Below are 24,779 nucleotides of genomic sequence, written 5' to 3' on the forward strand. Positions count from 1 at the left end.
ACAGATCACGCCTTGCGCCGCCCGTCAGTGTGTTTGCGCAGTTTGGAGGGTCCAGCCTTCTTGCGGTCCTTGTAGGGGTTGGCGTCATTCTGTCCGCGCATCCACAGCCGGATCGGCGTGCCCGGCATGTCAAAGTCAAGCCGTAGCCCGTTGACAAGATAGCGGCTGTAGCTCTCCGGCACCTTGTCGGGGTGGCTGCACATGACCACAAACCCCGGCGGCCGGGTCTTGGCCTGCGTCATGTAGCGCAGCTTGATGCGCTTGCCCTGCGGCGCGGGCGGCGGATGCGCCTCGACCATCCCCGCCAGCCAGCGGTTCAGCTGCGCAGTGCTCACGCGCCGGTTCCACACCTCATAGGCGCGCAGGATCGCCGAGTGCAGCCGGTCCAATCCACGCCCCGTCTGTGCTGAGACTGTGATCAGCGGCGCGCCGCGCAGCTGCGGCAACAAGCGCTCGAAGCTCTCCTTAAGGTCTTTCAGCTTGGCCTGTCGGTCCTCCTCGATGTCCCATTTGTTCACCGCCACGACAACCGCACGGCCCTCGCGCTCGGCCAGATCCGCGATGCGCAGGTCCTGCTGCTCAAACGGGATCGCAGCGTCCAGCAGCACAACCACCACTTCAGCGAACTTGACCGCCCGCAACCCATCGCCAACCGAGAGCTTCTCCAGCTTTTCCTGCACCTTCGCCTTCTTGCGCATGCCTGCCGTGTCAAAAATGCGCATCGGCACGGGGTCACCCTCCGGTCCGGCCCAGTCCAGCCGCAGGGAAATCGCATCGCGCGTGATCCCCGCCTCAGGACCGGTTAGCAGACGGTCCTCACCCAAAATGCGATTGATCAAGGTAGACTTGCCCGCGTTGGGCCGCCCCACAACAGCCACCTGCAAAGGTTTTTGAGGGGTCGGCATGGGGATCTCGACCTCCATGTCCCCATCGTCTTCGTCCAGCGTCACGTCGGTTTCGGGTGCGTCTTCTGCCGCCCGCTCCGCAAACTGATCCGCCAGTGGCATCAAATGGGTGTAGAGGTCGTTCAACCCTTCGCCGTGTTCAGCGGACAGACGAATGGGCTCGCCGAGGCCCAGCGAATAAGCCTCCAGCACACCGGCATCCGCCGCCGCTCCCTCCGCCTTGTTGGCGGCGAGGATCACATGGGCCGACCGTTTGCGCAGAATGTCGGCGAAGACCAGATCAGAGGGTGTAATGCCAACGCGGGCATCCACCAGAAAGAGGCAGATGTCAGCCATATCGACGGCCCGCTCGGTCAAGCGGCGCATGCGCCCCTGAAGGCTGTCGTCCGTGACCTCCTCCAAACCGGCCGTATCAATCACGGTAAAACGCAGATCGGCCAGCCGTGCGGCACCCTCGCGCAAATCGCGGGTCACCCCTGGCTGGTCATCCACCAACGCCAGACGCTTGCCAACCAGACGGTTGAACAGGGTGGACTTGCCCACGTTGGGCCGCCCCACGATGGCCAGCGTAAAGGACATATCAAAGGCTCCAGACGCAACGATAAAGACGCGCCTTACCTCACTTCGCCGTCAACGAAAAGCGTGCAGTTGCCCGTTCGTGGACACAACATAAAGAACACCGCCTGCGACCACGGGCGCAGTGGTGGCGCCGCCAGGAATTTCAGTTGTGTTCACAAGCGCGCCGCTTTCCGGGTCAAAGGCGCGCAATTGACCATCATTGGAAGCCACATAGATACGGCCACCCGCCAGCACCGGCGCGTGATGGGCATAGACTTCAGCTCGGCGCTTGGGACGGTCCTTGACAAAATTGGGCAGCTGCGCACCCCAGATCCGGGTGCCATCCGAGGCGTCAAGCCGCAGAAGCTCTCCGAGATCAGAGATCACAAAGACACTGTCCCCGGCAGGCAGAACCGGGCCAACAGCTCCTTCCCGCGCGGTCCAAAGACGCGCGCCTGACGCAAAATCAAGTGCGACAATCCGGCCCGATTGATTGCCCACATAGACGCGGTTCCCGGAAATCACCGGCTCGCCTGTAACATCCGCGACCGCACCAAGCGCCCGCGCGAAACGCTGCCCCAGCGCCGATGCATCCCAACGGCGCAGACCGCCACGGCGGAAGACCGCCTGTATTTCGCCGGACCCAAAAGCAAAAATCGCCAGATCGTCTGCCACAGCCGGGGCCGGCGCGCCCAGCACATTGTTCACATTCGGGGCTGCGGTCAGCTGCCATTCGATGCGCCCATCCTCTGCGCGCAAGGCCCACCCGGTATCATCCCCGGAGGTCAGATAGACCAGATCCCCAAAGGCCGTGGGCCGTCCGGATCCGGTGCCTTCCAGCGCCTGCCGCCACAACTCGTCACCCGTTGCCGCATCCAGCGCCACAAGCGCGCCATAGCCAAGCGATACATAAAGACGCCCGTCCTTGTAAGAGATGCCACCGCCCGTGGCCGCACCCGCTTCATCGCGAGAAGACGTCAGATCCTGTCGCCACACGGTCTCCCCCGCGGTCGACGTCGCTGTCACCTGCGTTCCGGCATCCAGGGTGTAGATCACCCCACCTGCCACAACCGGGTCGGCGGTGATGCGCTGGCGACGGCTGTCACCGGCACCGATGTTGGCCGACCAGACCCGCTGGGGCGTGGCCCCAAGCGCCGGGTGCGCCACCCGAAAAGAGGGCGAGCCCGGGCTTTGGGTCCACTCCGCATTGTTGGATGTGGCTGGCAGAGAGATGGCACGCGGCCCGTCCTGGGTCTCCGCAGCAAGCGCTAAAGATTGCGCATCCTGCCCCACACTCCGAATGTCTTCGCGCTTGCCCGGCAGGATAGTGTCATCCTCCGTGCACGCAGACAACACCACGCCAAATGCCAAGCAGGCCAAGCCCAGCTTCGCCCGAACCGGAGCGCCGAAAACCTTGATCATACCCTGCCTGCCTTACCCATACTGTCGCCCGCAGCTTCCCGTCATTCCGTCACCGGTGCCTGCTGTCAATTGCCCGAGAGCGGCAGGTTTTCCAGATCGGGAGAGCCTCCCAGCGCCACAATCACCTGTAAGGCGCGTTGTTGCAAGTCCGAGGTCAGCGCCGCATCCTGCAGGATGTCCTGATACCGCGCAATCGCTGCATCCGTCTGCCCTTCGGCCACATCGATCAGGGCCAATTGCTCCAACGCCAGAAGGCGTAGTGGCGCACCTGCCACAGCCAGCGCCTCAAACCGCTGCCTGCGGGTATCTGCGTCCAGCGTCTCGGCCTGCAGCGTCAACGACTTGAAACTGGCGATCTGCCGGTAAATCTGATCCACATCCGGGTTCACCGCCACCGCATCCAGCGCTGTGACGGCGGCCTCCGTATTGCCTGCGTCCTGCGCGGTGGCCGCGCGCAGCATTGCGACCAGAGCGCTTGCGGTTGGATCCTCGGCACTCAGACCTGCAAGCGCATCGGTCCGCTCGTCGGGGCTTGACGCGCTCAGTGCGGCCAGCATGCCATCCCCCAAGGCCTGAGCCTCGGCCCGCGCAGCGGCCTTGCGATACTCTGTCCAGGCCGCCCCGCCGACGATCAAGACCACAAGCAAGACACCTATCCAGCCATAGCGCTTGAGATAGCCATAGAGCCGGTCGCGCCGGACCTCCTCATTCACCTCGTCGATGAAACTGTCAGTATCGCTCATGTCGCCCTTCCGACCACGGGTTTCGCCCCTCTTATCGCGGCCAGACAGGCAAGCCAAGACCCGGTGTCCGATGCGGTGGCAGCGCCCATTGCCATAAGCCTGAGAAATTACTAATCTGAACTGGTCAGTTTAGCGTAACTGTCGTAAAGGAAATTGCGCGCCAAAGTGCCGAACCGGAGCCAGGCGCCCTTTCGGATAGTCCTGTGCGAGGCGATCGACATGCGTATTTTCTCTATTCTAGCTGCGGTTGCGGTTGTTGCTCTGCTGGCGCTTTTCATTCTTGACCGGCCACGTTTGCTCGCGCTGGTAGGCCAGGCCGAAGGCTCAAGTGATGTTGCGGAGACCAGCGCAGATGCGCCCAGCGACGAGGCGCCGGCCAATCTGGTCAAGGTCGTTGTCCAGCGGTCCGTCGCGCAGAAAGTCGACACCGCCGTCGCCCTGCGTGGCCAGACCGAGGCAGCCCGCACAGTGGACGTGCGCGCGGAAACCTCGGCCATCGTCGTCTCAGAACCATTGCGCAAAGGCACACGCGTGGCCGCCGGGCAGCCCATGTGCACGCTCGACGAGGGAACGCGCGGCACGGCGCTGGCACAGGCGCAGGCGCAGTTGGACGAGGCCCGCGCGCGCGTGCCTGAGGCCGAAGCCCGACTTGATCAATCGCGCGCGCAGCTGGAAGAGGCACGAATCAACCTCAATGCCTCCTCCAAGCTCAGCGAAGGTGGGTTTGCCTCTACCACCCGCGTGGCCAACACCGAGGCTGCGCTGGCCACGGCACAGGCCGGGGTGGAGAGCGCCCGCGCGGGTCTGCAAGCGGCCCAGTCCGGCATCCAAAGCGCGCAAGCCGCCGTGGCCACGGCCGAAAAGGAAATCGAACGTCTGGTGATCAAGGCGCCGTTTGCCGGGCTGCTGGAGAGCGACACAGCAGAGCTTGGCTCGCTGTTGCAGCCCGGCTCGCTCTGCGCGACGATTATCCAGCTTGACCCGATCAAGCTGGTGGCCTTTGTGCCCGAAACAGAGGTCGCACGGGTCGCGCCCGGCGCCATGGCAGCCGCCAGGCTGGTCAGCGGCAGCGGCGCGCTCACAGGTGGCCCGGAAGCACGCAGCAATGCGGTTCAAGGGGCGGTCACCTTCCTGTCAAGCTCGGCGGATGAGACCACCCGCACGTTCCGTGTCGAGATCGAAGTGCCCAATGGGGACAATCGCATTCGGGATGGGCAAACTGCCGAGATCGCGATCTCGGCCGAAGGGGCCTTTGCGCATCTGCTGCCGCAATCCGCACTGACGTTGAACGATGAAGGCACGCTTGGCGTGCGCACAATCGACGACGACGCGATTGTGGAGTTCTACCCCGTGGCGCTGATGCGTGACACAGCGGAAGGCGTGTGGTTGACCGGCCTGCCCGACACTTCGGATGTGATTGTCGTCGGGCAGGAATTCGTGATTGCAGGCGTTCAGGTGGCGCCCACCTATCGGGAGCTCAGTCAATGACCGGAATAGTCGATTGGGCCGCCAGCCGCGCTCGGATGGTGCTGGCCTTCATCATGCTCAGCCTGGTGGTGGGTGGCTTTGCCTATTCCACCCTGCCCAAGGAGGGCGAGCCTGACATCGAGATCCCCGCGCTCTTTGTGTCGGTGCCCTTCCCCGGCATCTCGGCCTCGGACAGCGAGACACTGCTTGTCAAGCCGATGGAGACAGAGCTGGCTGACCTTGACGGTCTGAAATCCATGTCCGCGACTGCCGCCGAAGGCTATGCCGGTGTGGCCCTTGAGTTCGAGTTCGGCTGGGACAAGACCAAGATCCTCGCCGATGTGCGCGATTCCATGGGCAAGGCCCAGGCCGATTTCCCCGAAGGGGCCGAGCAGTATTCGATCAACGAGATCAACTTCTCGGAGTTTCCGATCATCATCGTGAACCTGACCGGACCAGTGCCTGAACGCACCATGATCCGGGTGGCTAAGGACTTGCAGGATGATCTCGAAGCCCTCGACGCGGTCCTGGAGGCCGGGCTGGGCGGCAGCCGTGATGAGATGATCGAAGTGCTGATCGATCCGTTGCGGCTGGAGGCCTACAACGTCACCGCAGGCGAGCTGATCGACACGGTGCGCAACAACAACCAGTTGATCGCCGCCGGTGAGGTGGACAGTGCGCAGGGTGCCTTTGCGGTCAAGATCCCCTCCTCCTTCGACGAGCCGCAGGATATCTATGACCTGCCCGTCAAGACCAATGGCGACAGGGTCGTCACGCTGGGCGATCTGGCAGACATCAACCTCACATTTGAGGATCGCGACGGCACAGCGCGATTCAACGGCGTGAACACCGTGGCGCTGCAAGTGGTCAAGCGCAAGGGCTTCAACCTGATCGACACCGCCACGCTGGTGAAGGAGATGGTGGAGGAAAAAAGCGCCTCCTGGCCTGAAGGACTGCAGGCGGCGGTCGAGGTGGGCACGTCAAATGACCAGTCCCGCATCGTAAACGCCATGGTGCAGCAGCTTGTGGGCTCGGTCCTCACCGCGATTGCGCTGGTGATGATTGTGGTGCTTGCGGCCTTGGGCATCCGAGCTGCCCTGCTTGTGGGCTTTGCAATCCCCACCTCCTTCCTACTTTGTTTTGCGTTCCTCGCGCTCATGGGCATTTCGATCTCAAATATCGTTATGTTTGGGCTGATCCTCGCTGTGGGCATGCTGGTCGATGGTGCCATCGTAGTGGTGGAATACGCCGACAAGCGCCAGCAGGAGGGCGAAGGCCCGATGCGCGCCTATGTGGAGGCCGCCAAGCGCATGTTCTGGCCGATCATCTCCTCCACGGCCACGACGCTCTGCGCCTTCCTGCCCATGCTCTTCTGGCCGGGTGTGCCGGGTGAATTCATGGGCATGTTGCCGGTCACGCTGATCTTCGTGCTGTCGGCTTCGCTGGTCGTCGCCCTGATTTACCTGCCGGTCATGGGCGGTGTGACCGGGCGGCTGGAACGCTGGCTGGCGGATTACATGACGGCGATTGCGGGGCTGCGCTGGTACCTGCATCTGGCGCTCTTCCCCGCAGCCTTTGCAATGATCGCCGTTTCTGGCCTGATGGGGCCGATCTTTGGCTTGATCGAGCTGCGGTTTGCGGCAATGGACAGCCTGAAGATCCTCTCCTCTGTGATACCCACGCTGCTGGTGGTCTTTCTGCTCATCCTGGCAGCGGTCGCATGTCTTTTCGTTGCGTTGGGCGGGTTCCTCCTGGGGCTTGTGTCTTTCTTTGCAGTCGTGACCCGCATGGGCCGGTTCGGCCGCCGCATTACCAGTCGGGTGTTCAGGACCGAACCCACGGAGATCAACTCCGGTTACCGCCGCTCCTTCTTTGGCTATGTGATCGAGGGCATCGCCGGCAACCCGGTGATGCCGCTTGTGATGGCCGGGGTGGTCTTTGTCTTTGTCGGCAGCGTGCTGATGTATTTCACCAACCACAGCCGCGGCGTGGAGTTCTTTGTCGAATCCGAACCGGAACAGGGCATCGTCTATGTGCTTGCGCGCGGCAACCTGTCACTGGAAGAAAAGGACGAATTGGTGCGCCAGGCGGAGGAGATCGTGCTGGCGCACCCCGGGATCGCGAATGCCTTCTCATTTGCTGGTGAAGGCGGGCTGAACACCGACACCTCCGGCGGGTCGCGCCCAAAGGACCTGATTGGTCAGGTGCAGTTCGAAACCATTCCGTGGGAGGACCGCGCCGACCGCCCCGATCTGGACGGCAACATCGTCATTGCAGAGTTGACCGAAACGCTGGATCGCTTGCCCGGCATCAAGACCGAAGTGCTGGAGGTCGCGGACGGCCCCGCCTCAGGCAAACCGGTGCATCTGCGTCTCAAGGCCGATGACTTCGCCACGCTGACGGAAGCGGCGGCGGTCGCGCGTGTGCAGTTCGAAAGGACCCCCGGACTGACCCTGATCGAAGATTCCCGCCCCCTGCCCGGCATCGACTGGCAGATCGATGTGGATGTGGAAAAGGCAGGCCGCTATGGCGCAGATGTGGCGATCGTCGGCGCCATGGTGCAACTGGTCACGCGGGGTATCTGGCTCGACAATATGCGTGTGCCAAGTTCCGATGATGAGATTGAGATCCGCGTGCGCCTGCCTGAAGGTGATCGGGTGCTCTCGACGCTAGACACGCTGAAAGTGCGTACAGAGGACGGGCTGATCCCGCTATCGAATTTCATCACGCGGACGCCCGTGCCGAAACTGGCTGAAATCAACCGGATCGATCAGAAGCGCTACTTCGACGTCAAGGCGGATGTGGCACCTGGGTTGATGAAGGTGGTGGAGACCCGTCGAGAGGACGGGGTCGAGGTGACTGAAACGCTTGCGATGCTGCGTCCGGCAGGGGCCGATGCGGATATCACCTTGCGGGATGGTACGACCTACAAGATCACCGATCGTGTGACACAGCCGGACCGTGATCTTCAGCCCGCAATCGACGCAGGCAGCCTGCGCCTGATTCCGGTGAATTCCAACGAGCGGATTGGTGTGCTGACGGAATGGCTCGATACCAACCCGTTGCCCACCGGTGTGAGCTATGAGTGGACGGGGGATCAGGAAGAGCAGGAGGAGAGCCAGGCGTTCCTCTCCTCGGCCTTTGCCGCCGCCCTGGGGCTGATGTTCATCATCCTGCTGGCGCAGTTCAACAGTTTCTACAATGCGATCCTGGTGCTGCTCGCAGTCGTGCTGTCGACCACGGGGGTTCTGATCGGCATGCTGGTGATGGATCAGACCTTTTCGATCATCATGACCGGCACGGGGATCGTCGCGCTGGCGGGGATTGTGGTGAACAACAATATCATCCTGATCGACACCTATCAGGAATACAGCCAGTATATGCCGCGCATCGAGGCGATCATCCGCACAGCGCAGGCCCGGATCCGTCCGGTGCTGCTGACCACGATCACCACCATGGCGGGTCTTGCGCCGATGATGATTGGTTTGAGCCTGAATTTCGCCGAGGGCGGCTATACCTTCAACAGCCCCACAGCCCTGTGGTGGAAACAGCTGGCCACAGCCGTGGTCTTTGGTCTTGGCATTGCCACGGTGCTGACGCTGATGGTCACCCCCTCCATGCTGGCGATCCGTGTGTGGGCCACCACTTACGTGCAATGGCTGGCGACACTTCTGGCCAAGATGTCCATGGGCCGCGCCAGCCGCGCTGCCCGCGACTGGGCCTTGCAGAAAGATGCCCGCCGTGTCGTGTCCGGAGAGATCCTCTGGGACGACGCCGCACTGGCCTCGACGGAGACTGAGCACTCCGCCACGCTGAAAGCCGCTGAATAACGGCCTTCACGCGGGCGTGAGAAGACATTGCCGCCATACGTGATAGTTTGCGCGCACCTCATGTAATGTAAGGAAAACCAATGATCCGAACACTTGCTTTCGCGGGCCTTGTTGGCCTCGCAACTGCATCTTCAGCCTGGGCCGCAGATATGATCAAGAAGACCAGTCCCCACTCCGTTGCGGAGACCATCGACCGCCTGCAAGCCGCTGTTGAGGGCGCCGGGGCCACCGTCTTTGCGCGCGTCGATCACGCCGCTGGGGCCGCCAAGGTGGATATGGAACTGCGGCCCACACAGATGCTGATGTTCGGCAACCCGAAGCTGGGCACCCCCGCCATGCTGGACGGTCAGACAGCGGGTCTGGATCTGCCGCTGCGCGTGCTCGCCTATGAAGACAGCGACGGCACAGTGCATGTGGCCTACCACGATCCTGCGAGCCTCGCGGCCACCCACGCGCTCCCAGGAGACGCAAAATACATCCAGATGATGACCGGCGCGCTCGACAAGCTGACATCAAAGGCTGTGGCCACCGAATAGCCACGGGTGGCCTGAAAGCCCACCCCACCTGCCAGTACAGACCTCACGGCAGGCAGGTGCGGTGGGCTTTCAGGCCACCGCTCTCGGCCGCTCAGGCGGCGTCATCCGATTGCTGACGTGTCCAGAGTTGGGCGTAGCGGCCGCCTGTCGCAAGCAGCGCCTCATGCCGCCCCTGTTCGACAATCTCGCCCTGCTCCAAAACGATGATCCGGTCGGCCTCTGCGATGGTAGACAGCCGATGCGCAATGGTCAGCACGGTCCGTCCGCGGCCCGCTTGCATCAGCGCCTCCTTGATCTCCTGCTCCGTCTCCGAATCAAGCGCGGACGTGGCCTCATCCAACAACAGGATCGGCGGATCCTTGAGCAGCGTCCGCGCAATGCCTACCCGCTGTTTCTCCCCCCCAGACAGCTTCAGCCCGCGCTCGCCCACGGTGGTGTCATAGCCATCCGGCAACTGCGCGATGAAGTCATGGATCTGCGCGGCCTGCGCCGCCGCCTCAATCTCGCTTTGCGTCGCGCCATCGCGGCCATATCCGATGTTGTAGCGGATGGTATCGTTGAACAGCACCGTGTCTTGCGGCACGACGCCAATCGCCGCATGCAGGCTGTCCTGCGTGACCTCCCGGATATCCTGCCCGTCGATCCGCAGCGCGCCCCCGTTCACATCATAAAAGCGGAACAAGAGCCGCCCGATGGTCGACTTGCCCGACCCGGTCGAACCGACAATGGCCACCATCTCTCCGGGCTCGGCCACCAGGCTCACCCCTTTCAGGATCATCCGGTCAGCATCATAGCCAAAACGCACATCCTCAAGCTCGATCCGCCCGCCGCGCACATCAAGCGCCCGGGCACCCGGCGCGTCGGTCACTTCGGCGGGTTGCTCCAACAGATCGAACATCTCCCCCATATCCACCAGCGCCTGCCGGATCTCGCGGTATACCGTGCCAAGGAAGTTTAGAGGAATGGTAATCTGGATCATATAGGCGTTGACCATCACGAAATCACCGACCGTGAGCGTGCCAGCCTGCACACCAATCGCCGCCATGACCATCACCGCAATCAGACCACCGGTGATCAAAAACGACTGGCCGAAATTCAGAAAGGCGAGGCTGTAGTTGGTCTTGATCGCCGCCACTTCGTATTTGGCCATGGCCGCATCATAGCGCCGTGCCTCGCGGGCCTCCGCGCCAAAATACTTGACCGTCTCGAAGTTGAGCAGGCTGTCGATGGCCTTTTGATTGGCGTCAGTGTCCTGCGCGTTCATCTCGCGCCGCTGCTTCACGCGCCATTCGGTGATGGCAAAGGTGAACCAAACATAAAGCGCGATGGTCACCGCCACCACCGCCAGATACCAGATGTCGAAAACCGCCGCCAGGATGATCCCAACCAGCATAAGCTCCAGGATCAGCGGGCCGATAGAAAAGAGCAAAAAGCGCAGAAGAAACTCGACACCCTTAACGCCCCGCTCGATGATCCGGCTGAGCCCACCGGTCTTGCGCGTGATGTGATAGCGCATCGACAGCCGATGGATGTGGTTGAACGTCTCCAACGCCAACATGCGCAGCGCGCGCTGTGCAACGCGTGTAAAGACAGCATCGCGCAACTGTTGAAAGCCAACTGTCATGAGACGTGCCATCCCGTAGGCCACGGTCAACCCGACCGCGCCCAGAGCCAGCATCGGCACACCTTCCTCGGCCAATGCGTCAACAGCCCCCTTGTAGAAGAACGGCGTGGCCACCGCGATCAGTTTGGACAGCAGCAAGAACCCCATCGCAAGGACCACACGGCGACGCACCCAAGGCTGGTTCTCAGGCCACAGATAGGGTGCGACCTTGCGAATGATGCGCAGACCGGACTGGCGTTCTTGGGTTTCGATATGCCCCCCCGTGGCATCCGCCTGCGGGGTGGTGGTTGTATCAGCCGGCATGGAGGGTCCTGCTTGCGTTCAGCGCGTTACCTAAGGCAGCCCGCCCCCCTTTGCCAGTCATCAGGCCGATTATTCCACCGGCAAGTCAAACACCTGTCCGGGGTAAATCAGATCTGGATCACGAATATCGTCGCGATTGGCCTCGACAACTTTCACATAGAGCACGCCTTCGCCGTAGCGGTCCCGCGCGATGGCCCAGAGCGTGTCGCCGGTCTGAACCGTCACGGCGCGCACCGGACCCGCATCCGCGGTGTCCGCTGCGACAAGTGCGGCTGGTGCCTCCCGCTGAAACGGAGTTTCGACCCGGCTGGTCACGCCCCCGGCGCTGTTGACCTCATCCACCCGCAGCCGGTAACGGCCCACATCCACCTGCGGAAGACTGCCGCGCCAAGCCCCGTCCGTGTCCACCGGCAAAGAGGTGGTGAAGCGGTTGTCGAGATAGACCCGGACCTCCGACGTTCCAATCACCGCGCGGCCGGACAGCTGCACCTCCCCCTCTTCGGAGTAGCCGATCGTATCAATGGCCACGGAGGTCGCGACCTCGGGCGCGGGTTGCAGCACTTCGACCCCTTCCGCCGTGGATTTCAGCACCGTCACGGCCTCGGCCGCAGGGGCCTGCGCTGTCGGCTCCGCAACCGGGTCGTCCGGCACAGGTGCAGGCGCGACGGCGGGTGGCGCCGTGTTGTCTGCCTGCGCGGGCAGTGCCGCAACGGCCTCTGTCTGCGATGTGTCTGCCGGGTCGGCATCGCGCGTCGTGGTGGCAGCCACTTCGAGACCGGGCGCCTCCTCCTCGACACTGTCGGTCTGCGCCACCGCCCCTGCTGCTGGCGCAGAAGACTGAGGCGCTTGCACGTCGTCTGATGGATCCGGTTCTGCGGTTGCGATTGCAGGCGCAGGGGTTTCCGCAGCGGGCGCATCCGCGACAGGTGGCACGACGGGCGCCAGGATCACATCCGCGTCGGACACCACATCCCCCTGCGCTCCTGACGCTGACAGCGTCACCACCCGCGCCGCAGTGCTCGGCGCCACAAAACCAACAGCCGCGAAGGCTCCACGCGCATCGGCCACAGCCGTGGCCACTTCCTCACCATCGACGCGCACCGACACCTGCGCACCTGGCTCGGCACGTCCGGCGATCACGGTCAGCCCATCCGTCTCCAGCCGGACTTCATCCACGCTGGGAACAATTGGTGAGGCTTGGTCGGGGGCGTCCACATTTGCGGTCTCAGTCCGCTCGGCGGCTTCGGATACCGGCTCATCCGCGGTCGCAGGGCGGTCGGGAGAGGACGTTGCCGGCACCTGCGGTGCGTCAGTAACAAGATCCACCGGGGCCGGATCCTCCGACTGGGTCAGCGTCAGAAAGAGGCCAAAGACAAGTGCTGCGACACTCAGTGCCGCAGCGGTCCGCACCCTTGGTCCTTTTGCTTTGGCCTGCGCCCCTTCGTCGTTCATGACCTTCTCTTCTCTAAACAGCCCGCGACCGGATGGGCATTGAGCCTACATAGCAACTGCTCTATCACCGGTCAAAATGCAGTAACCCCTTTTTGCTTTTCATTTCAACGGCAAGGACATTTCCATGCGCTCTCATTCCATCTGCGTATACTGCGGTTCGCGCCCGGGGTCCGACCCCGCCTATCTCGCTGATGCCGAAGCGCTCGGCGTCGCACTGGCCGAGGAAGGCTGGCGACTGGTCTATGGCGCGGGCGATGTGGGGCTTATGGGCGCGGTCGCGCGGGCGGCCCAAAAAGCGGGCGGAGAGACCTTCGGCGTGATCCCCCAGCATCTCGTAGCCTGGGAGGTCGGCAAGACTGATCTGACCTCATATGTGGTGACTGAGACCATGCATGAGCGCAAGAAAGTCATGTTCATGAATTGCGATGCGGTGGTGGTTCTGCCGGGCGGGGCAGGCTCGCTTGATGAGCTCTTCGAGGTGCTGACCTGGCGTCAGTTGGGCTTACATAAAAAGCCGGTTTTCCTTGTGAATACAAACGGCTACTGGGACCCTCTTTTGACGCTGATGCAGCATGTGACCGATCAGGGCTTTGCCGATGACAGCCTGCATGGATATTACACCACCGTGCCGGACACAGCCGCAGCACGCGCCGCCCTGCGCCGCGCCCTGTCCTGACGCAGCGCCGCACCGGAATAGAGCGCCAGCGCCGCCCAGATCATGCCAAAAGCCAGACCATGCCAGCGGCCAAAGGGTTCGGCGAAGATCACAACCGCGCAGCCAAACTGAAGCGTCGGGTTGAGATACTGCAGCAGGCCAACGGTGGTCATGTTCAGTCGCCGTGCGGCGTAAGAAAACAGGATCAGCGGCACAGCCGTGATCGGGCCAGACATCATCAGCAACAGAAATGTCTTGAGATCGCCGCCCAGGGCAGTGCCGCCATTGTGATGCGTTTGCAACAAAATTGTAACGGCAATGGGTGCCAGAAGCAGCGCTTCAGCGGTGACTGAAACCACCGGCCCAGCGGCCAGCTGCTTTTTAAGCAACCCATAGATGCCGAAGGTCACCGCCAGCGTCAAGGCAATCCAAGGCAGGACGCCCAATCCGGCAGTCAGAAGCGCAACTGCCGCCGCCGCCAGCCCCACCGCAAGCCACTGCATGTTGGAGAGCTGCTCGCCAAAAACCACGCGACCGATCACGACAGCAACAAGCGGAAAAATGTAGTATCCCAAAGAACTCTGGGTGATTTGCCCGATCTGGATCGCCCAGATGAACAACCCCCAGTTGGCACCGATCATCAGTGCGGCGAGTGCCAAACGCAGAAAGGACCGCCTGGTGTTCAAAACGCGGATCACCTCGGTCAGCCGACGCTGAACTGCCAATACGACTCCGAAGAAAATCAGTGACCAGATCATCCGGTGGGAGAGCACATCCAGCGCAGGAACGTCGGAGAGCAATTTGTAGTAGAGTGACGACAGACCCCACATCATGCAGGCCGCAATCATCGCGACGACGCCCTTGGCCGGGTCACTCAACATTGCCACTCTCCTTCGATGGAAGATGTGCGCGTAAACGCCCCCAATCTGCAAGCAAAAAGGCCCCGCCGGATGGCGAGGCCTTCTGAGGTCCTGCGACGCGGGTCACATGCGGGAAGCAACGTTCTCCCAGTTGACCAGATTGTCGAGGAAGTTCGACAGATAGTCGGGCCGCTTGTTGCGGAAATCGATGTAGTAGGAGTGCTCCCACACGTCGCAACCGAGCAACGCCGTCTGGCCAAAGCAGAGCGGGTTCACACCGTTTTCGGTCTTGGTGACCTTCAGGCTGCCGTCGCTGTCTTTTACAAGCCACGCCCAGCCGGAGCCGAACTGGCCCGCGCCCGCTGCTTTGAACGCGTCCTTGAATGTGTCGACCGAGCCAAAGCTTTCGGTGATGGCTTTTTCCAACTCACCCGGCATGGCGCTGGAGCCCGGGCCCATCATCTCCCAGAACTGATTGTGGTTCCACAACTGGCTGATGTTGTTGAAAATCCCGTTCTGGGCGACGGCATTGGCGTCGTATGTGCCGGTGATGATGTCTTCCAGCGACTTGCCCGCCCACTCGGTGCCCTCAATCGCCTTGTTGCCGTTCACCACATAGGCGTTGTGGTGCAGATCGTGGTGGTACTCCAGCGTTTCGGCAGACATGCCTTTGGACGCCAGCGCGTCGTGCGCATAGGGAAGATCGGGAAGTTCAAAAGCCATTTGGGCCCCCTTGGTCATTTAGGTTGGGTGTACTGCACAAGAAGCGCAGCCGCGCGGGAGTTCAAGTATTAACGTTTCGGAATCAACCGCTGTTCGCGCAGTTTTGCAAGCTCGCCCTACTTTTTGCGGATCTTGCAGGTCCCCGAGCCTGAAAACCGCTTGCGATACTCCGGCAGGCGGGCCCGCACCCGGATCTGGTTTGAGGCTTTGTCCAAAGTCGCGCTGTACTCGGCATCCAGCAGAATGAACTCCCGCCCTTGCGATTTGGCCAATCCACCTTCAAGCCGCCAATCGAGCCGCATCGTGCTGTCAGAGTTCTCGCGCACTGCTGCTTTCGCGGTGCCGCCGGGATAGTGGATGGAGACGCCATCCGACACGACGACAGACCCATCCTTTAGCAACACAATACCGATCTTGCTGGAGATCCAGAACTCATTGGATTTGCTCGTGCGCATATCGCATTCGTAAATAAAGCCTGCGCGCCCCTGTGCCCAAACCAATGTAGGCACAGCTGTTGCCAAAGCCATCGCAACTGCGACCGCTTTTGCTAAACCCGAGATCATGCGCCCGACCCTCATTGCACGATTGTACAATTGCCTTCTGCGCGCGGTCGCCGGCGATAGTTGATACCGACAACATTCACCTGGTATTTCCGCACCTTGGGTCTCAGGATCGCAGTGTAATTAAGATCATATTTGCCTTCTGTGGTCTGCAGATCCACCACTGTCCAGCTCAACCTGTATGAGGTCTCCGACCGCTCTTTAACCTCAACTTGCATCGGCCCGCCGTTGTATCTTTGAATGATACCATCGAGCACGCGCACAGTCCCTTTCTTGTCGTCGACGAAGAAAATTGTCCGAGGTCCAACGAAACCATTGGGGGACTTATGGGATGCCTTGCACTCATAGACGGTCTCAGCAGCGCTGGCGGCAACACCGGACCATCCAAGTGCAAGCAATACCAGACTTATCAAAACTCTCGGCTTCATAGCAAATATACCCCCGCAAAATCATGGGCACCCTGCCCAAGAACGATCTACACACTTAACCGGTATCTGTTGAGCAAGAAGGGGGTCAAGTCCCTGAAATTGTTTTTGACCAAACATTTACCGCTGATCCGGGCTGCGCGGAAACAGTCAGCACATCCGATACGTACTGTTTCTGGGATCGAAAACAGATCAGGTGGAAACGATCCTCGCCGAGCATCCAAAACGCGGCTGGCACCTGTGCCAAGCGTGTCCGGCGCAGCTGACCAAAGGCAAAACGATCCGGTGCCAGATCAACGGGGCAAAGCTTGGCCAGAACGTCCCGGGCGTGTGGGCCACTCAGGATGAAACCGGCACGGGCGTCCGACACATTGACGGCCAAAGCATGGACCCGCGACAGGCTCTCTTGCAACTGGTGAAGCTTGTCCGGCACGTCACCATGCGCGCAAAGGATCAACAGCTCATCCGGACTCATCCAGCACACTCCAACGCCATCTGCAGTGTTGATCATGCCGCGCTCGGGCACCTTTTGACCTGTCGCAGACTTCACTGCCGCCCGAATGGTGTCGTCTGACAGATCGCCGCGCAGGGTGATCATGCCTTGCAAGGGTGCTTCGGCAATCGCCGCGATCCCGCCGTCAGCCCCGGCTGTCATTGGTTCAGACATCCGCCTTCTCCCCGTCCCTGTCATAGAACACCGGGTTTACAATGCGCGCCTTGTAGGTGGCGCCTTCGGTGCCGGGGAACTCCAGCACCTCGCCCATGCGGTCGGGCCCATGCAACACCAGCCCCATGGCGATCCCCTTGCCAAGGTTCGGCGAATGATAGCTGGACGTCACCCGCCCAATCATAGTGCGCTGGCCATTGGCGTTTGCCCCCTCGCCCACGGCATAGGCGCCATCGGGCAGCACCGCGCCCGAGAGTGTCTCCAGCCCCACCAGCTTCCAGCGCTCGGGGTCGGTCATGTGGCTCCGCTCCTGCGCGCGTTTGCCGAGGTAGTCGTCCTTCTTCTTCGAAATCGCCCACTGCAACCCCAGATCCTGCGGGATCACAGTACCGTCGGTCTCATCCCCGATCATGATGAAGCCTTTTTCCGCCCGCAGGATATGCAGCGCCTCGGTGCCATAGGGCATCACGCCTAGGTCATGCCCCACAACCATCAGGGCGTCCCAGAACGCCTGCCCCTGCCCCGCATCCACCGCGATCTCATAACTCAGTTCCCCCGAGAAGGAGATGCGGTAGACGCGGACCTTGAAGCCCGCCAGTTCGCCATCGGCCCATTCCATGAACCCCAGCGCCTCTTTCGAGATATCCATGCCGCCAAGCTTTTCCAGCGCCGTTCGCGCATTCGGGCCGACGACCGCCACCTGCGCATACTGTTCGGTCACATTGGCCACATAGACCTGCCAGTCCCACCATTCGGTCTGCAGCCATTCTTCCATATGCTGGTGAATGCGTTCGGCCCCGCCGGTGGTGGTGTGGCAGAGGAAGGTGTCCTCGTCGATCCGCGCCACCACACCGTCGTCCATCAGGAACCCGTTTTCCGAGCACATCAATCCATAGCGGCATTTGCCCGGTTTCAGCGTGCTCATCATGTTGGTGTAGAGCATATCGAGGAAACGCCCCGCATCCGGCCCCTTCACGATCAGCTTGCCGAGCGTGGATGCGTCAAGCAGCCCGAGGTGTTCGCGGGTATTCTTCGTCTCGCGCATCACCGCGTCATGGGTGCTCTCGCCCGCCCGCACATAGGCATAAGGGCGGCGCCAATGGCCGACCGGCTCCCACTCGGCGCCATTGGCCGCGTGCCAGTCGTGCATCGGTGTGCGGCGAATGGGCTGGAACACCTCGCCCCGCGCCTCCCCGGCAATCGCGCCCATGGAGATGGGCGTGTAGGGCGGGCGGAAGGTCGTGGTGCCGACCTCGGGGATGGAACTGCCAAGCGACCCGGCCAGCGTCGCCAGCCCGTTGATATTGCTCAGCTTGCCCTGATCCGTCGCCATGCCGAGCGTCGTGTAGCGTTTGGCATGCTCCACGCTTTCAAAGCCCTCTTGCGCGGCCAACTGCACGTCCGAGACCTTCACGTCGTTCTGATAGTCGAGCCACGCCTTGCCGCGCAGCGCGGGCCCGGCGCCCTGCGGCATGAGCCAGACGGGCTGCATCGGCGCCTCCTCCGGCGTCTCCCCAACGGGTGGTTTGACCCGTGTGGGCTTGAAGCCGACGGCCTTGGCTGCCGCCTTGCCCGCCTGATCAGCACTTGTGAGCACATCGGCAAGGCGCATCTCGCCTGCCGCGGCCCCTGCCGGGGTTGCGAAGGCCTCTCCCGCCGCACCTGTCGGGGCTTTGTCCACATCCGGTCTGAAATGGGCCTGAGCCTCATCCCAGACGAGTTTACCACCGCAATGGGACCACAGATGCACCACCGGCGACCAGCCCCCCGACATCGCAACAGCGTCGCAGGCGATCTCTTCCAGCACCGCGCCTTCACCCGCTTGGGAGCAGATGCCCACGCCGGTCACGCGCTTGCCGCCCGCGACCTTTGCGATGCCGTGCCCCATCATCACGCGGATGCCCAGCGCTTTGGCCTCTGCCATCGCCGCGCTGTCCTCGGCCAGCACCCGCGCATCGAGGATCGCAGGCACACGCAACCCAGCATTTACCAGCGCAAATGCTGTCAGGTAAGCATCATCGTTGTTGGTCACGACCACCGTTCTGTCGCCGGCTGAGACGCCGTAGTTGGCCACATAGTCGCGCACGGCACTGGCCAGCATCACACCGGGGATGTCATTGCCCGCAAAGGACAAAGGCCGCTCGATGGCCCCGGTTGCGGTCACGATATGGCCCGCCCGGATCCGCCAGAGACGATGCCGGGGGCCGGGGGTTTCGGGGGCGTGATCGCGCAGTTGCTCGTAGCCCAGCACATAACCATGGTCGTAGACGCCTGCGCCCATCAAGCGCTTGCGCAGGGTGACATTCGGCATGGCGTCCAGTTCCGCCACGATTTCGTCCACGAAGTTGTCCACAGGCTTGCCGTCCACCGTGCCACCGTCCACGGGGCCGCGCCCGCCCCAATGGGCGGATTGCTCGACCAGCAGCACCTTGGCACCGGTGAGGGCGGCTGTTTTCGCCGCCTGCAAGCCCGCAACGCCCCCGCCGATCACCATGACATCGCAGAAAAAATGGAAATGTTCATAGGTATCCGCATCACGCGCTTTCGGCGCGCGCCCCAACCCGGCGGACTGGCGGATAAAGGGTTCATAGACATGTTTCCACAGGGGGCGTGGGTGGATGAACATCTTGTAATAGAAGCCTGCGGGCAGAAACCGGCTGAGGTGTGTGTTGATCGCACCAATGTCAAAGTCGAGGCTGGGCCAGTGGTTCTGGCTTTGGGCCGTCAGCCCCTCGAAAAGCTCGGTTGTGGTGACGCGCTGATTAGGCTCGAAGGTGCCTTCGTCTCCGAGGTTGACCAGCCCATTCGGCTCTTCGGCACCTGACGCGACGATCCCGCGCGGGCGATGGTATTTGAACGAGCGGCCCACCAGCATCTCGTCATTGGCCAGCAAGGCTGAGGCAAGGGTGTCCCCCTCAAAGCCGCGCAGGCGTTTGCCGTTGAAGGTAAACTGCAGCGGCTGGCCTTTGTTCAGAAGGCGGCCGCCGGTGGCCAGACGTGTGCTCATCGATTGACCTCCGGCGTGTGGGCCGTTGTTGATACTTGCATATTTTTGGAACAATGAAGGGTCATGCGAGATCTTTCCACGTCCAGCCGGGGCGCTTTTTGGAGATCTTGGCGCGCAGGTCCTTGGGCGGCTCGGTGGTCTGGGCGGGATAGGTGCCAAAGACCTCCAGCGTTGTGGTGCAGCGCGCGGCGTGGAACCATTTGCCGCAGCCGTAGACATGGCGCCAGCGCTCGAAATGCACCCCGCGCGGGTTTTCCCGCATGAAGAGGTAATCTTCGAAGTCATCATCGGAGCTGCCGGGGCCGTGCCGGGTCAGATGCGCCTCACCGCCGCCGTGGAATTCGGTTTCTTCAGCGGTGACGCCGCAAACAGGACAGGTGAGGATCAGCATGGGCGGGCTCCGGCGATATCAGGCGCGCGCAGCAAAAAGGCGGGCGCCACAAGACGCCCGCCTGCTGCGGTCAAGGGAGGGGTATTGGTGTTAGTCCACCACGGCAGGTGCTGCCGGGTCAGCAGCTGCTGGGGGTGCGGTTTCGATGGCTGCCGGATCAGCAGCGCCGTCCCCCTCTGGTGGAACGGTGCTTGTGCCCAGAACGGCCAGCAGGAAGACGAACGCGCCGATAACCACGAGCGCGATGAAAATGCCTTTCCCGCTGACGCCATCAGAGGTGTGGGTCGTATAGTCAGCCATTGGTCGGTCTCCTTGTTACGGGAGGCCAGTTTGGCGCATGGCGGCCAAGCAGCAATGCCGGGACGCGGGGACGGATGATTTGGGCGGTGCGCAGCCGGAGTTACCCGGGTGGACTGGCTAAAAGGCGCCGATGATAAGAATTTGTGGAAAAAAGGCCAAATGCTGCAGGGACGCGATCCTGTCCCTGCAGCATTTCTCTGTGTCTGCGAGGCAAGCTTAGTCGCCCGCGATGGCTTCTGCCGCGCCTTCAATAGCTGTATCAGGGCCTTCGACCGAAATACCGGCATCACCCGCCAGCATAAAATAGGCAAGCACACCGACAACAACGACGAGCATGCCCACGATGAAGGCCAGGCCAGTATTGCTGCTGCTTGAGGTCTGCTGTGTTTGATCGGACATGATAAATCTCCTGTATGCGTTTCGCTTGCAGAAGAAACACCTGGACCCCGGGCCTTGTTCCGAAAAACCCTCGATTGGTAAAGATCGCCAAGTCCGGCAAGCTGCGCTATCCTATGGCAGTGGCGGGAAAAGAGGAGCCTCAGATGAGCAAGGAAATGATGGCCGTTCTGGTCTTTGGTGTGATTGCCGGTGTCGCAATCATCATGCTGGTGCGGGAGCGGCGCGGCATCGCCGAGCGCAAGGCCGCGCGGGGCGGACGCGAGGTGGATGTCAGCAGCCTGATCGCCTTTGGCAGCGCGGCTGGTCAGGGTAAGAAAACGCACGACTGACGACGCATCCCGGCCGGTCTGTTTCGCGGCAGACCGTCGAGGCCCCAAAAGCACACAAGCCGCGACGGCGAATTGGGGGGCGGTGGCGGCGGGCATCAATGAGCCACCCCGGCGGCTACGCTTTCATCGATGAAACGGCCCTCACGAAAGCGCTCCAGACCGAAGGCGTCGGTCAGAGGCCCGTGTCCTTTCGCGATCAGCTCTGCCATGGCCCAGCCTGAACCCGGCGTGGCCTTGAACCCGCCCGTGCCCCAGCCGCAGTTGATAAAGACATTCTCAACCGGTGTTTTCGACAGGATGGGCGAGCGGTCACCGGTCACATCCACGATCCCACCCCACTGGCGCAACATCTTGAGACGGCTGATCATCGGGAAGGTCTCAATCAGCGCGCGCACGGTTTCCTCGATATGGTGGAAGGCGCCGCGCTGGGTGTAATTGTTGTACCCATCGGTGCCGCCGCCGATCACCATCTCACCCTTGTCGGACTGGCTCATGTATCCATGCACCGTATTGGCCATGACCACCACATCCATGCAGGGCTTGATCGGCTCGCTGACCAGCGCCTGCAAAGCCACCGATTCAATGGGCAACCGGAAGCCGGCAAGCCCGGCCACATGGCCCGAGTTGCCCGCCACAACGATGCCGAGCTTGCCACAGTCAATCGCGCCTTTCGTGGTGTCGACGCCCACCACCTTGCCGCCCTCGCGGCGAATGGCCGTCACCTCGCACTGCTGGATCACATCCATGCCCATGTCCGAGCATGCTCGCGCATAGCCCCAGGCCACCGCATCATGCCGCGCCGTGCCGCCACGTGCCTGCCACAGCCCGCCAAGCACGGGATAGCGTGGGCCATTGATATCGATGATCGGCACCAGCTCTTTCACCCGGCGCGGGCCGATGAATTCGGTCTTCACGCCCTGCAGCGCGTTGGCATGCGCCGTGCGCTGATAGCCGCGCACCTCGTGGTGGGTCTGCGCCAGCATGATCACCCCGCGCGGGGAGAACATGACATTGTAGTTCAGATCCTGGCTCATCGTCTCATAGAGACTGCGCGACTTCTCGTAGAGCGCTGCGGAGGGATCCTGCAGGTAGTTGCTGCGTATGATCGTGGTGTTGCGGCCCGTGTTGCCACCCCCCAGCCAGCCCTTCTCAAGGATTGCCACGTTCTTGATGCCAAAGCGCTTGCCCAGGTGATAGGCCGTGGCCAGCCCGTGCCCGCCGCCGCCGATGATGATCACGTCATAACGCGGCTTCGGCTCCGCTTTCTTCCATGCGCGCTCCCAGCCGCTGTGATAGCGTGCGGCCTCGCGCGCAACGGCAAAGACGGAATAGCGTTTCATGGCCCTGTCACCCCATTTTCAGACCGTGCCGCACGCAGCGGGACTGGTTCCGTTCTGATGAACTGCCCGAAAAAGAAGAGACTGCGCGCGCCGCTTTCTAACAAGTTTGCGACACCGCGTTCAATTGCCTCGGGCCTCGCCACACATCCGTGGCCATTTGCCCCTTTTGTGAGCGGTCATTGTTGACTAAGTGAAGGAGCCAAGGAGTAGGCCTCTATGACAATCTTCTGGATCCTCGCGGGTGGTCTGGCCCTGGCCATCGCGGTCCTTCTGGCGCTTGGATTGCGCGCCCCGCGCGGTGGTGCCGCGGTGCCGCCTGCCGCCTACGACCTGCGTGTCTACCGCGACCAGTTGAAGGAGATCGACAAGGACCTCGCGCGCGGCGTGGTCAGCCCCGAGGATGCCGACCGCGTGCGCGCCGAAGTGTCGCGCCGCATACTGGCTGCGGACGCCGCCTTGCAAAATGATGTGGTGGCGGCGGATGCCAACAAGGGCGCGCCGGGTGTGGTGGCGGGGGTGATTGCGCTGATCCTCGTGGCGGGCAGCATTGCGATGTATCTGCAGCTTGGCGCACCGGGATACGGTGATCTGTCGCTGGCCGACCGCATCGCCTTTGCCGAAGAGGCGCGCACCACAAGGCCCAGTCAGGCGGAGGCCGAAGCCAGCCTGCCTAACGCGCAGCCTCCACAAGAGGCGAGCCCCGACTACGTTGCCCTTGTCGAGCAGCTGCGCGCGACCGTCGCGCAGCGGCCCGATGATCTGCAAGGTCACATTCTTCTGGCGCAGAATGAGGCCAACCTGGGCAACTTCCGCGCCGCCGCAGAGGCGCAGGCGCAGATCATCCGCATCAAGGGGGCCGCTGTCACCGCACAGGATCACACCGATTACGCCGACATGCTGGTGGTGGCGGCAGGCGGCTATGTCTCGCCGGAGGCAGAGGCCGCGTTGCAGCGCGCCCTGTCGCTTGAGCCGGAGAACGGCACCGCGCGCTATTACATGGGGCTGATGATGGCGCAGACGGGCCGCCCGGATACGGCCTTTCGCGCCTGGGACGCGCTGTTGCGTGCAGGCCCGGAGGACGCGCCCTGGATCCCACCAATCCTGGCTCAGATCGAGGATATGGCGATTCGTGCCGGCGTGAACTACCAGCTGCCCGAAATCGGCAGCGGGCGCGGCCCCTCCCCTGCCGATATCGAGGCGGCGGGTGATCTCTCCCCTGCGGAACGGATGCAGATGATCGAAGGCATGGTCAGCGGCCTCTCGGAACGGTTGGCAACCGAAGGCGGCCCGGTGCAGGACTGGGCGCAGCTGATCTCGGCCCTTGGTGTACTGGGGCAGCGGGGTCAGGCCCGCGCCGTCTATGACAATGCGGTCGAGGTCTTTGCCGATGACACCCGGGCGCTTGACCTGCTGCTGCGCGCCGGGCAGCGGGCGCAGGTTGTCGAATGATCCACGATGATCTGGAGGCCTTTGCCGCCGCCCTGCCCCCTCTGCAAAGCCTCGCGGGGCTCGACCTTGGCACTGCAACCATCGGTGTGGCGGTGTCGGACACGTTCTTGTCGATCGCGACACCGCTGGAGACAATCAAGCGCAAGAAATTCGGGCAGGACGCGGCCAAACTCTCCTCAATCCTCGCAGAGCGCCGGATCTGCGGGCTTGTGCTGGGCCTGCCGCGCAACATGGACGGCAGCGAGGGCCCACGGTGCCAATCCACCCGCGCCTTTGCCCGCAACCTCATTCAGACCGCCGGGCTCGGCCTTCCCATCACCTTCTGGGACGAACGCCTGTCGACCGTGGCCGCCGAGCGCGCCTTGCTGGAGGCGGATACGTCGCGAAAACGTCGCGCCGAGGTCATTGATCACGTGGCGGCGGGGTATATCTTGCAAGGGGCATTGGACCGTCTCCGCGTGCTGCGCGGCGCATCTGGAGAGTAGAGTATGAGTGACGATATCTGGCGCCGCGACGAGGTCGAAAGCCCCTGCATCAAGGTCTGTGTGATTCACCCCGAGGCGCGGCTTTGCACCGGCTGCCTGCGCTCCATCGACGAGATCACCGCCTGGTCCAAGATGAGCCCCGACGCGCGGCGGGCCGTCATGGCCGAGCTGCCTGCTCGACAAGGGCAATTGAGCCAGCGGCGCGGCGGGCGCGCAGCCCGGCTGGCACGCTGATCCTTATTGAGCGTCTGGTTGGCGTCGCGAACAGGCGATAAGCTGCTCAAAGCCTCCTGCTGAACCGACTGTGTTTTTACCCCGCGCCCGGCGGCGGGTAGATTGGTCACAACTG

Annotated in this window: 23 protein-coding genes; 8 read left to right on the top strand and 15 right to left on the bottom strand. The window is 62.4% G+C overall.

Annotated features, from left to right (window positions below; genetic code table 11):
- Nucleotides 1-5: 5 nt before the first annotated feature.
- From der to So717_RS19175, 3 genes are all read right to left on the bottom strand, one after another.
- The gene (gene der, locus So717_RS19165; protein WP_159980314.1) at nt 6-1,484 is read right to left on the bottom strand and encodes a ribosome biogenesis GTPase Der; all 1,479 of its coding nucleotides are present in this window, start codon (nt 1,482-1,484) and stop codon (nt 6-8) included.
- Nucleotides 1,485-1,535: 51 nt separating this feature from the next.
- On the bottom strand, nt 1,536-2,885 hold the full coding sequence (locus So717_RS19170; protein ID WP_159980316.1) for a PQQ-like beta-propeller repeat protein: 1,350 nt from the start codon (nt 2,883-2,885) through the stop codon (nt 1,536-1,538).
- Between the two features lie 65 nt (nt 2,886-2,950).
- Entirely contained in the window at nt 2,951-3,628 is a 678-nt protein-coding gene (locus So717_RS19175; protein WP_159980318.1) for a hypothetical protein, read from the bottom strand.
- A 219-nt stretch (nt 3,629-3,847) separates the two neighbouring features.
- Here So717_RS19175 and So717_RS19180 point away from each other — a divergent pair, with 219 nt between their 5' ends.
- From So717_RS19180 to So717_RS19190, 3 genes are all read left to right on the top strand, one after another.
- On the top strand, nt 3,848-5,116 hold the full coding sequence (locus So717_RS19180) for an efflux RND transporter periplasmic adaptor subunit (RefSeq protein WP_159980320.1): 1,269 nt from the start codon (nt 3,848-3,850) through the stop codon (nt 5,114-5,116).
- A complete protein-coding gene (locus tag So717_RS19185; RefSeq protein WP_159980322.1) occupies nt 5,113-8,925 on the top strand; it encodes an efflux RND transporter permease subunit in 3,813 nt (1,270 codons plus the stop codon). Before So717_RS19180 ends, So717_RS19185 begins: the two co-directional genes overlap by 4 nt.
- A gap of 80 nt (nt 8,926-9,005) precedes the next feature.
- Complete coding sequence (locus So717_RS19190; RefSeq protein ID WP_159980324.1) at nt 9,006-9,461, top strand: DUF302 domain-containing protein; 456 nt, start codon at nt 9,006-9,008, stop codon at nt 9,459-9,461.
- A gap of 91 nt (nt 9,462-9,552) precedes the next feature.
- Here the strand turns inward: So717_RS19190 and So717_RS19195 are convergent, their stop codons facing one another.
- Nucleotides 9,553-11,388: an ABCB family ABC transporter ATP-binding protein/permease gene (locus So717_RS19195; RefSeq protein ID WP_159980326.1), complete on the bottom strand. Its 1,836-nt coding sequence runs from the start codon at nt 11,386-11,388 to the stop codon at nt 9,553-9,555.
- A 69-nt stretch (nt 11,389-11,457) separates the two neighbouring features.
- A complete protein-coding gene (locus tag So717_RS19200) occupies nt 11,458-12,840 on the bottom strand; it encodes a LysM peptidoglycan-binding domain-containing protein (RefSeq protein WP_159980328.1) in 1,383 nt (460 codons plus the stop codon).
- A gap of 124 nt (nt 12,841-12,964) precedes the next feature.
- Between So717_RS19200 and So717_RS19205 the strand changes: the two genes are divergently transcribed.
- Nucleotides 12,965-13,516, top strand: a complete 552-nt coding sequence (locus So717_RS19205; RefSeq protein WP_159980330.1) for an LOG family protein — start codon at nt 12,965-12,967, stop codon at nt 13,514-13,516.
- Here the strand turns inward: So717_RS19205 and rarD are convergent.
- From rarD to So717_RS19250, 9 genes are all read right to left on the bottom strand, one after another.
- Complete coding sequence (rarD, locus tag So717_RS19210; RefSeq protein WP_306439507.1) at nt 13,456-14,376, bottom strand: EamA family transporter RarD; 921 nt, start codon at nt 14,374-14,376, stop codon at nt 13,456-13,458. The two genes, So717_RS19205 and rarD, sit on opposite strands and share 61 nt — an antisense overlap.
- A gap of 102 nt (nt 14,377-14,478) precedes the next feature.
- Entirely contained in the window at nt 14,479-15,078 is a 600-nt protein-coding gene (locus So717_RS19215) for a superoxide dismutase (RefSeq protein WP_159980332.1), read from the bottom strand.
- A gap of 116 nt (nt 15,079-15,194) precedes the next feature.
- Nucleotides 15,195-15,605: a hypothetical protein gene (locus So717_RS19220; protein WP_159980334.1), complete on the bottom strand. Its 411-nt coding sequence runs from the start codon at nt 15,603-15,605 to the stop codon at nt 15,195-15,197.
- Nucleotides 15,606-15,652: 47 nt separating this feature from the next.
- Nucleotides 15,653-16,066 carry a hypothetical protein gene (locus So717_RS19225; protein WP_159980336.1) on the bottom strand — a complete coding sequence of 138 codons (414 nt, stop codon included), beginning with the start codon at nt 16,064-16,066 and terminating at the stop codon, nt 15,653-15,655.
- 85 nt (nt 16,067-16,151) lie between these two features.
- The gene (locus tag So717_RS19230; RefSeq protein ID WP_159980338.1) at nt 16,152-16,730 is read right to left on the bottom strand and encodes a sarcosine oxidase subunit gamma; all 579 of its coding nucleotides are present in this window, start codon (nt 16,728-16,730) and stop codon (nt 16,152-16,154) included.
- Nucleotides 16,723-19,737 carry a sarcosine oxidase subunit alpha family protein gene (locus So717_RS19235; RefSeq protein ID WP_159980340.1) on the bottom strand — a complete coding sequence of 1,005 codons (3,015 nt, stop codon included), beginning with the start codon at nt 19,735-19,737 and terminating at the stop codon, nt 16,723-16,725. Before So717_RS19235 ends, So717_RS19230 begins: the two co-directional genes overlap by 8 nt.
- Nucleotides 19,738-19,798: 61 nt before the next feature.
- Nucleotides 19,799-20,128: a sarcosine oxidase subunit delta gene (locus So717_RS19240; RefSeq protein WP_159980342.1), complete on the bottom strand. Its 330-nt coding sequence runs from the start codon at nt 20,126-20,128 to the stop codon at nt 19,799-19,801.
- A 90-nt stretch (nt 20,129-20,218) separates the two neighbouring features.
- The gene (locus tag So717_RS19245; RefSeq protein WP_159980344.1) at nt 20,219-20,428 is read right to left on the bottom strand and encodes a hypothetical protein; all 210 of its coding nucleotides are present in this window, start codon (nt 20,426-20,428) and stop codon (nt 20,219-20,221) included.
- 216 nt (nt 20,429-20,644) lie between these two features.
- A complete protein-coding gene (locus So717_RS19250; RefSeq protein ID WP_159980346.1) occupies nt 20,645-20,827 on the bottom strand; it encodes a hypothetical protein in 183 nt (60 codons plus the stop codon).
- 143 nt (nt 20,828-20,970) lie between these two features.
- Here So717_RS19250 and So717_RS19255 point away from each other — a divergent pair, with 143 nt between their 5' ends.
- On the top strand, nt 20,971-21,156 hold the full coding sequence (locus tag So717_RS19255) for a hypothetical protein (RefSeq protein ID WP_159980348.1): 186 nt from the start codon (nt 20,971-20,973) through the stop codon (nt 21,154-21,156).
- A 95-nt stretch (nt 21,157-21,251) separates the two neighbouring features.
- On the opposite strand, the gene So717_RS19260 is transcribed toward So717_RS19255, so the two are convergent.
- The gene (locus So717_RS19260) at nt 21,252-22,496 is read right to left on the bottom strand and encodes a sarcosine oxidase subunit beta family protein (protein WP_159980350.1); all 1,245 of its coding nucleotides are present in this window, start codon (nt 22,494-22,496) and stop codon (nt 21,252-21,254) included.
- 216 nt (nt 22,497-22,712) lie between these two features.
- Between So717_RS19260 and ccmI the strand changes: the two genes are divergently transcribed.
- The 3 genes from ccmI to So717_RS19275 are packed head-to-tail and all read left to right on the top strand — an operon-like array spanning nt 22,713 to nt 24,664.
- Entirely contained in the window at nt 22,713-23,945 is a 1,233-nt protein-coding gene (ccmI, locus tag So717_RS19265; RefSeq protein ID WP_159980352.1) for a c-type cytochrome biogenesis protein CcmI, read from the top strand.
- A complete protein-coding gene (gene ruvX, locus So717_RS19270; protein ID WP_159980353.1) occupies nt 23,942-24,430 on the top strand; it encodes a Holliday junction resolvase RuvX in 489 nt (162 codons plus the stop codon). Before ccmI ends, ruvX begins: the two co-directional genes overlap by 4 nt.
- A 3-nt stretch (nt 24,431-24,433) precedes the next feature.
- Nucleotides 24,434-24,664 carry a DUF1289 domain-containing protein gene (locus So717_RS19275; protein ID WP_159980354.1) on the top strand — a complete coding sequence of 77 codons (231 nt, stop codon included), beginning with the start codon at nt 24,434-24,436 and terminating at the stop codon, nt 24,662-24,664.
- Nucleotides 24,665-24,779: the final 115 nt, after the last annotated feature.

Origin of the sequence: Roseobacter cerasinus (assembly GCF_009811755.1) — a bacterium.
Classification (GTDB): domain Bacteria; phylum Pseudomonadota; class Alphaproteobacteria; order Rhodobacterales; family Rhodobacteraceae; genus Roseobacter; species Roseobacter cerasinus.

Bases quoted from the DNA above. Each gene is read 5' to 3' on its own strand.
- So717_RS19245 (WP_159980344.1), bottom strand. From the start codon at position 20,428: ATGGCTGACTATACGACCCACACCTCTGATGGCGTCAGCGGGAAAGGC.
- ruvX (WP_159980353.1), top strand. From the start codon at position 23,942: ATGATCCACGATGATCTGGAGGCCTTTGCCGCCGCCCTGCCCCCTCTG.
- der (WP_159980314.1), bottom strand. From the start codon at position 1,484: ATGTCCTTTACGCTGGCCATCGTGGGGCGGCCCAACGTGGGCAAGTCC.
- So717_RS19190 (WP_159980324.1), top strand. From the start codon at position 9,006: ATGATCCGAACACTTGCTTTCGCGGGCCTTGTTGGCCTCGCAACTGCA.
- So717_RS19255 (WP_159980348.1), top strand. From the start codon at position 20,971: ATGAGCAAGGAAATGATGGCCGTTCTGGTCTTTGGTGTGATTGCCGGT.
- So717_RS19260 (WP_159980350.1), bottom strand. From the start codon at position 22,496: ATGAAACGCTATTCCGTCTTTGCCGTTGCGCGCGAGGCCGCACGCTAT.
- So717_RS19235 (WP_159980340.1), bottom strand. From the start codon at position 19,737: ATGAGCACACGTCTGGCCACCGGCGGCCGCCTTCTGAACAAAGGCCAG.
- So717_RS19195 (WP_159980326.1), bottom strand. From the start codon at position 11,388: ATGCCGGCTGATACAACCACCACCCCGCAGGCGGATGCCACGGGGGGG.
- So717_RS19250 (WP_159980346.1), bottom strand. From the start codon at position 20,827: ATGTCCGATCAAACACAGCAGACCTCAAGCAGCAGCAATACTGGCCTG.
- rarD (WP_306439507.1), bottom strand. From the start codon at position 14,376: ATGTTGAGTGACCCGGCCAAGGGCGTCGTCGCGATGATTGCGGCCTGC.
- So717_RS19185 (WP_159980322.1), top strand. From the start codon at position 5,113: ATGACCGGAATAGTCGATTGGGCCGCCAGCCGCGCTCGGATGGTGCTG.
- So717_RS19220 (WP_159980334.1), bottom strand. From the start codon at position 15,605: ATGGCTTTGGCAACAGCTGTGCCTACATTGGTTTGGGCACAGGGGCGC.
- So717_RS19205 (WP_159980330.1), top strand. From the start codon at position 12,965: ATGCGCTCTCATTCCATCTGCGTATACTGCGGTTCGCGCCCGGGGTCC.
- So717_RS19175 (WP_159980318.1), bottom strand. From the start codon at position 3,628: ATGAGCGATACTGACAGTTTCATCGACGAGGTGAATGAGGAGGTCCGG.
- So717_RS19215 (WP_159980332.1), bottom strand. From the start codon at position 15,078: ATGGCTTTTGAACTTCCCGATCTTCCCTATGCGCACGACGCGCTGGCG.
- ccmI (WP_159980352.1), top strand. From the start codon at position 22,713: ATGACAATCTTCTGGATCCTCGCGGGTGGTCTGGCCCTGGCCATCGCG.
- So717_RS19170 (WP_159980316.1), bottom strand. From the start codon at position 2,885: ATGATCAAGGTTTTCGGCGCTCCGGTTCGGGCGAAGCTGGGCTTGGCC.
- So717_RS19225 (WP_159980336.1), bottom strand. From the start codon at position 16,066: ATGAAGCCGAGAGTTTTGATAAGTCTGGTATTGCTTGCACTTGGATGG.
- So717_RS19230 (WP_159980338.1), bottom strand. From the start codon at position 16,730: ATGTCTGAACCAATGACAGCCGGGGCTGACGGCGGGATCGCGGCGATT.
- So717_RS19180 (WP_159980320.1), top strand. From the start codon at position 3,848: ATGCGTATTTTCTCTATTCTAGCTGCGGTTGCGGTTGTTGCTCTGCTG.
- So717_RS19240 (WP_159980342.1), bottom strand. From the start codon at position 20,128: ATGCTGATCCTCACCTGTCCTGTTTGCGGCGTCACCGCTGAAGAAACC.
- So717_RS19275 (WP_159980354.1), top strand. From the start codon at position 24,434: ATGAGTGACGATATCTGGCGCCGCGACGAGGTCGAAAGCCCCTGCATC.
- So717_RS19200 (WP_159980328.1), bottom strand. From the start codon at position 12,840: ATGAACGACGAAGGGGCGCAGGCCAAAGCAAAAGGACCAAGGGTGCGG.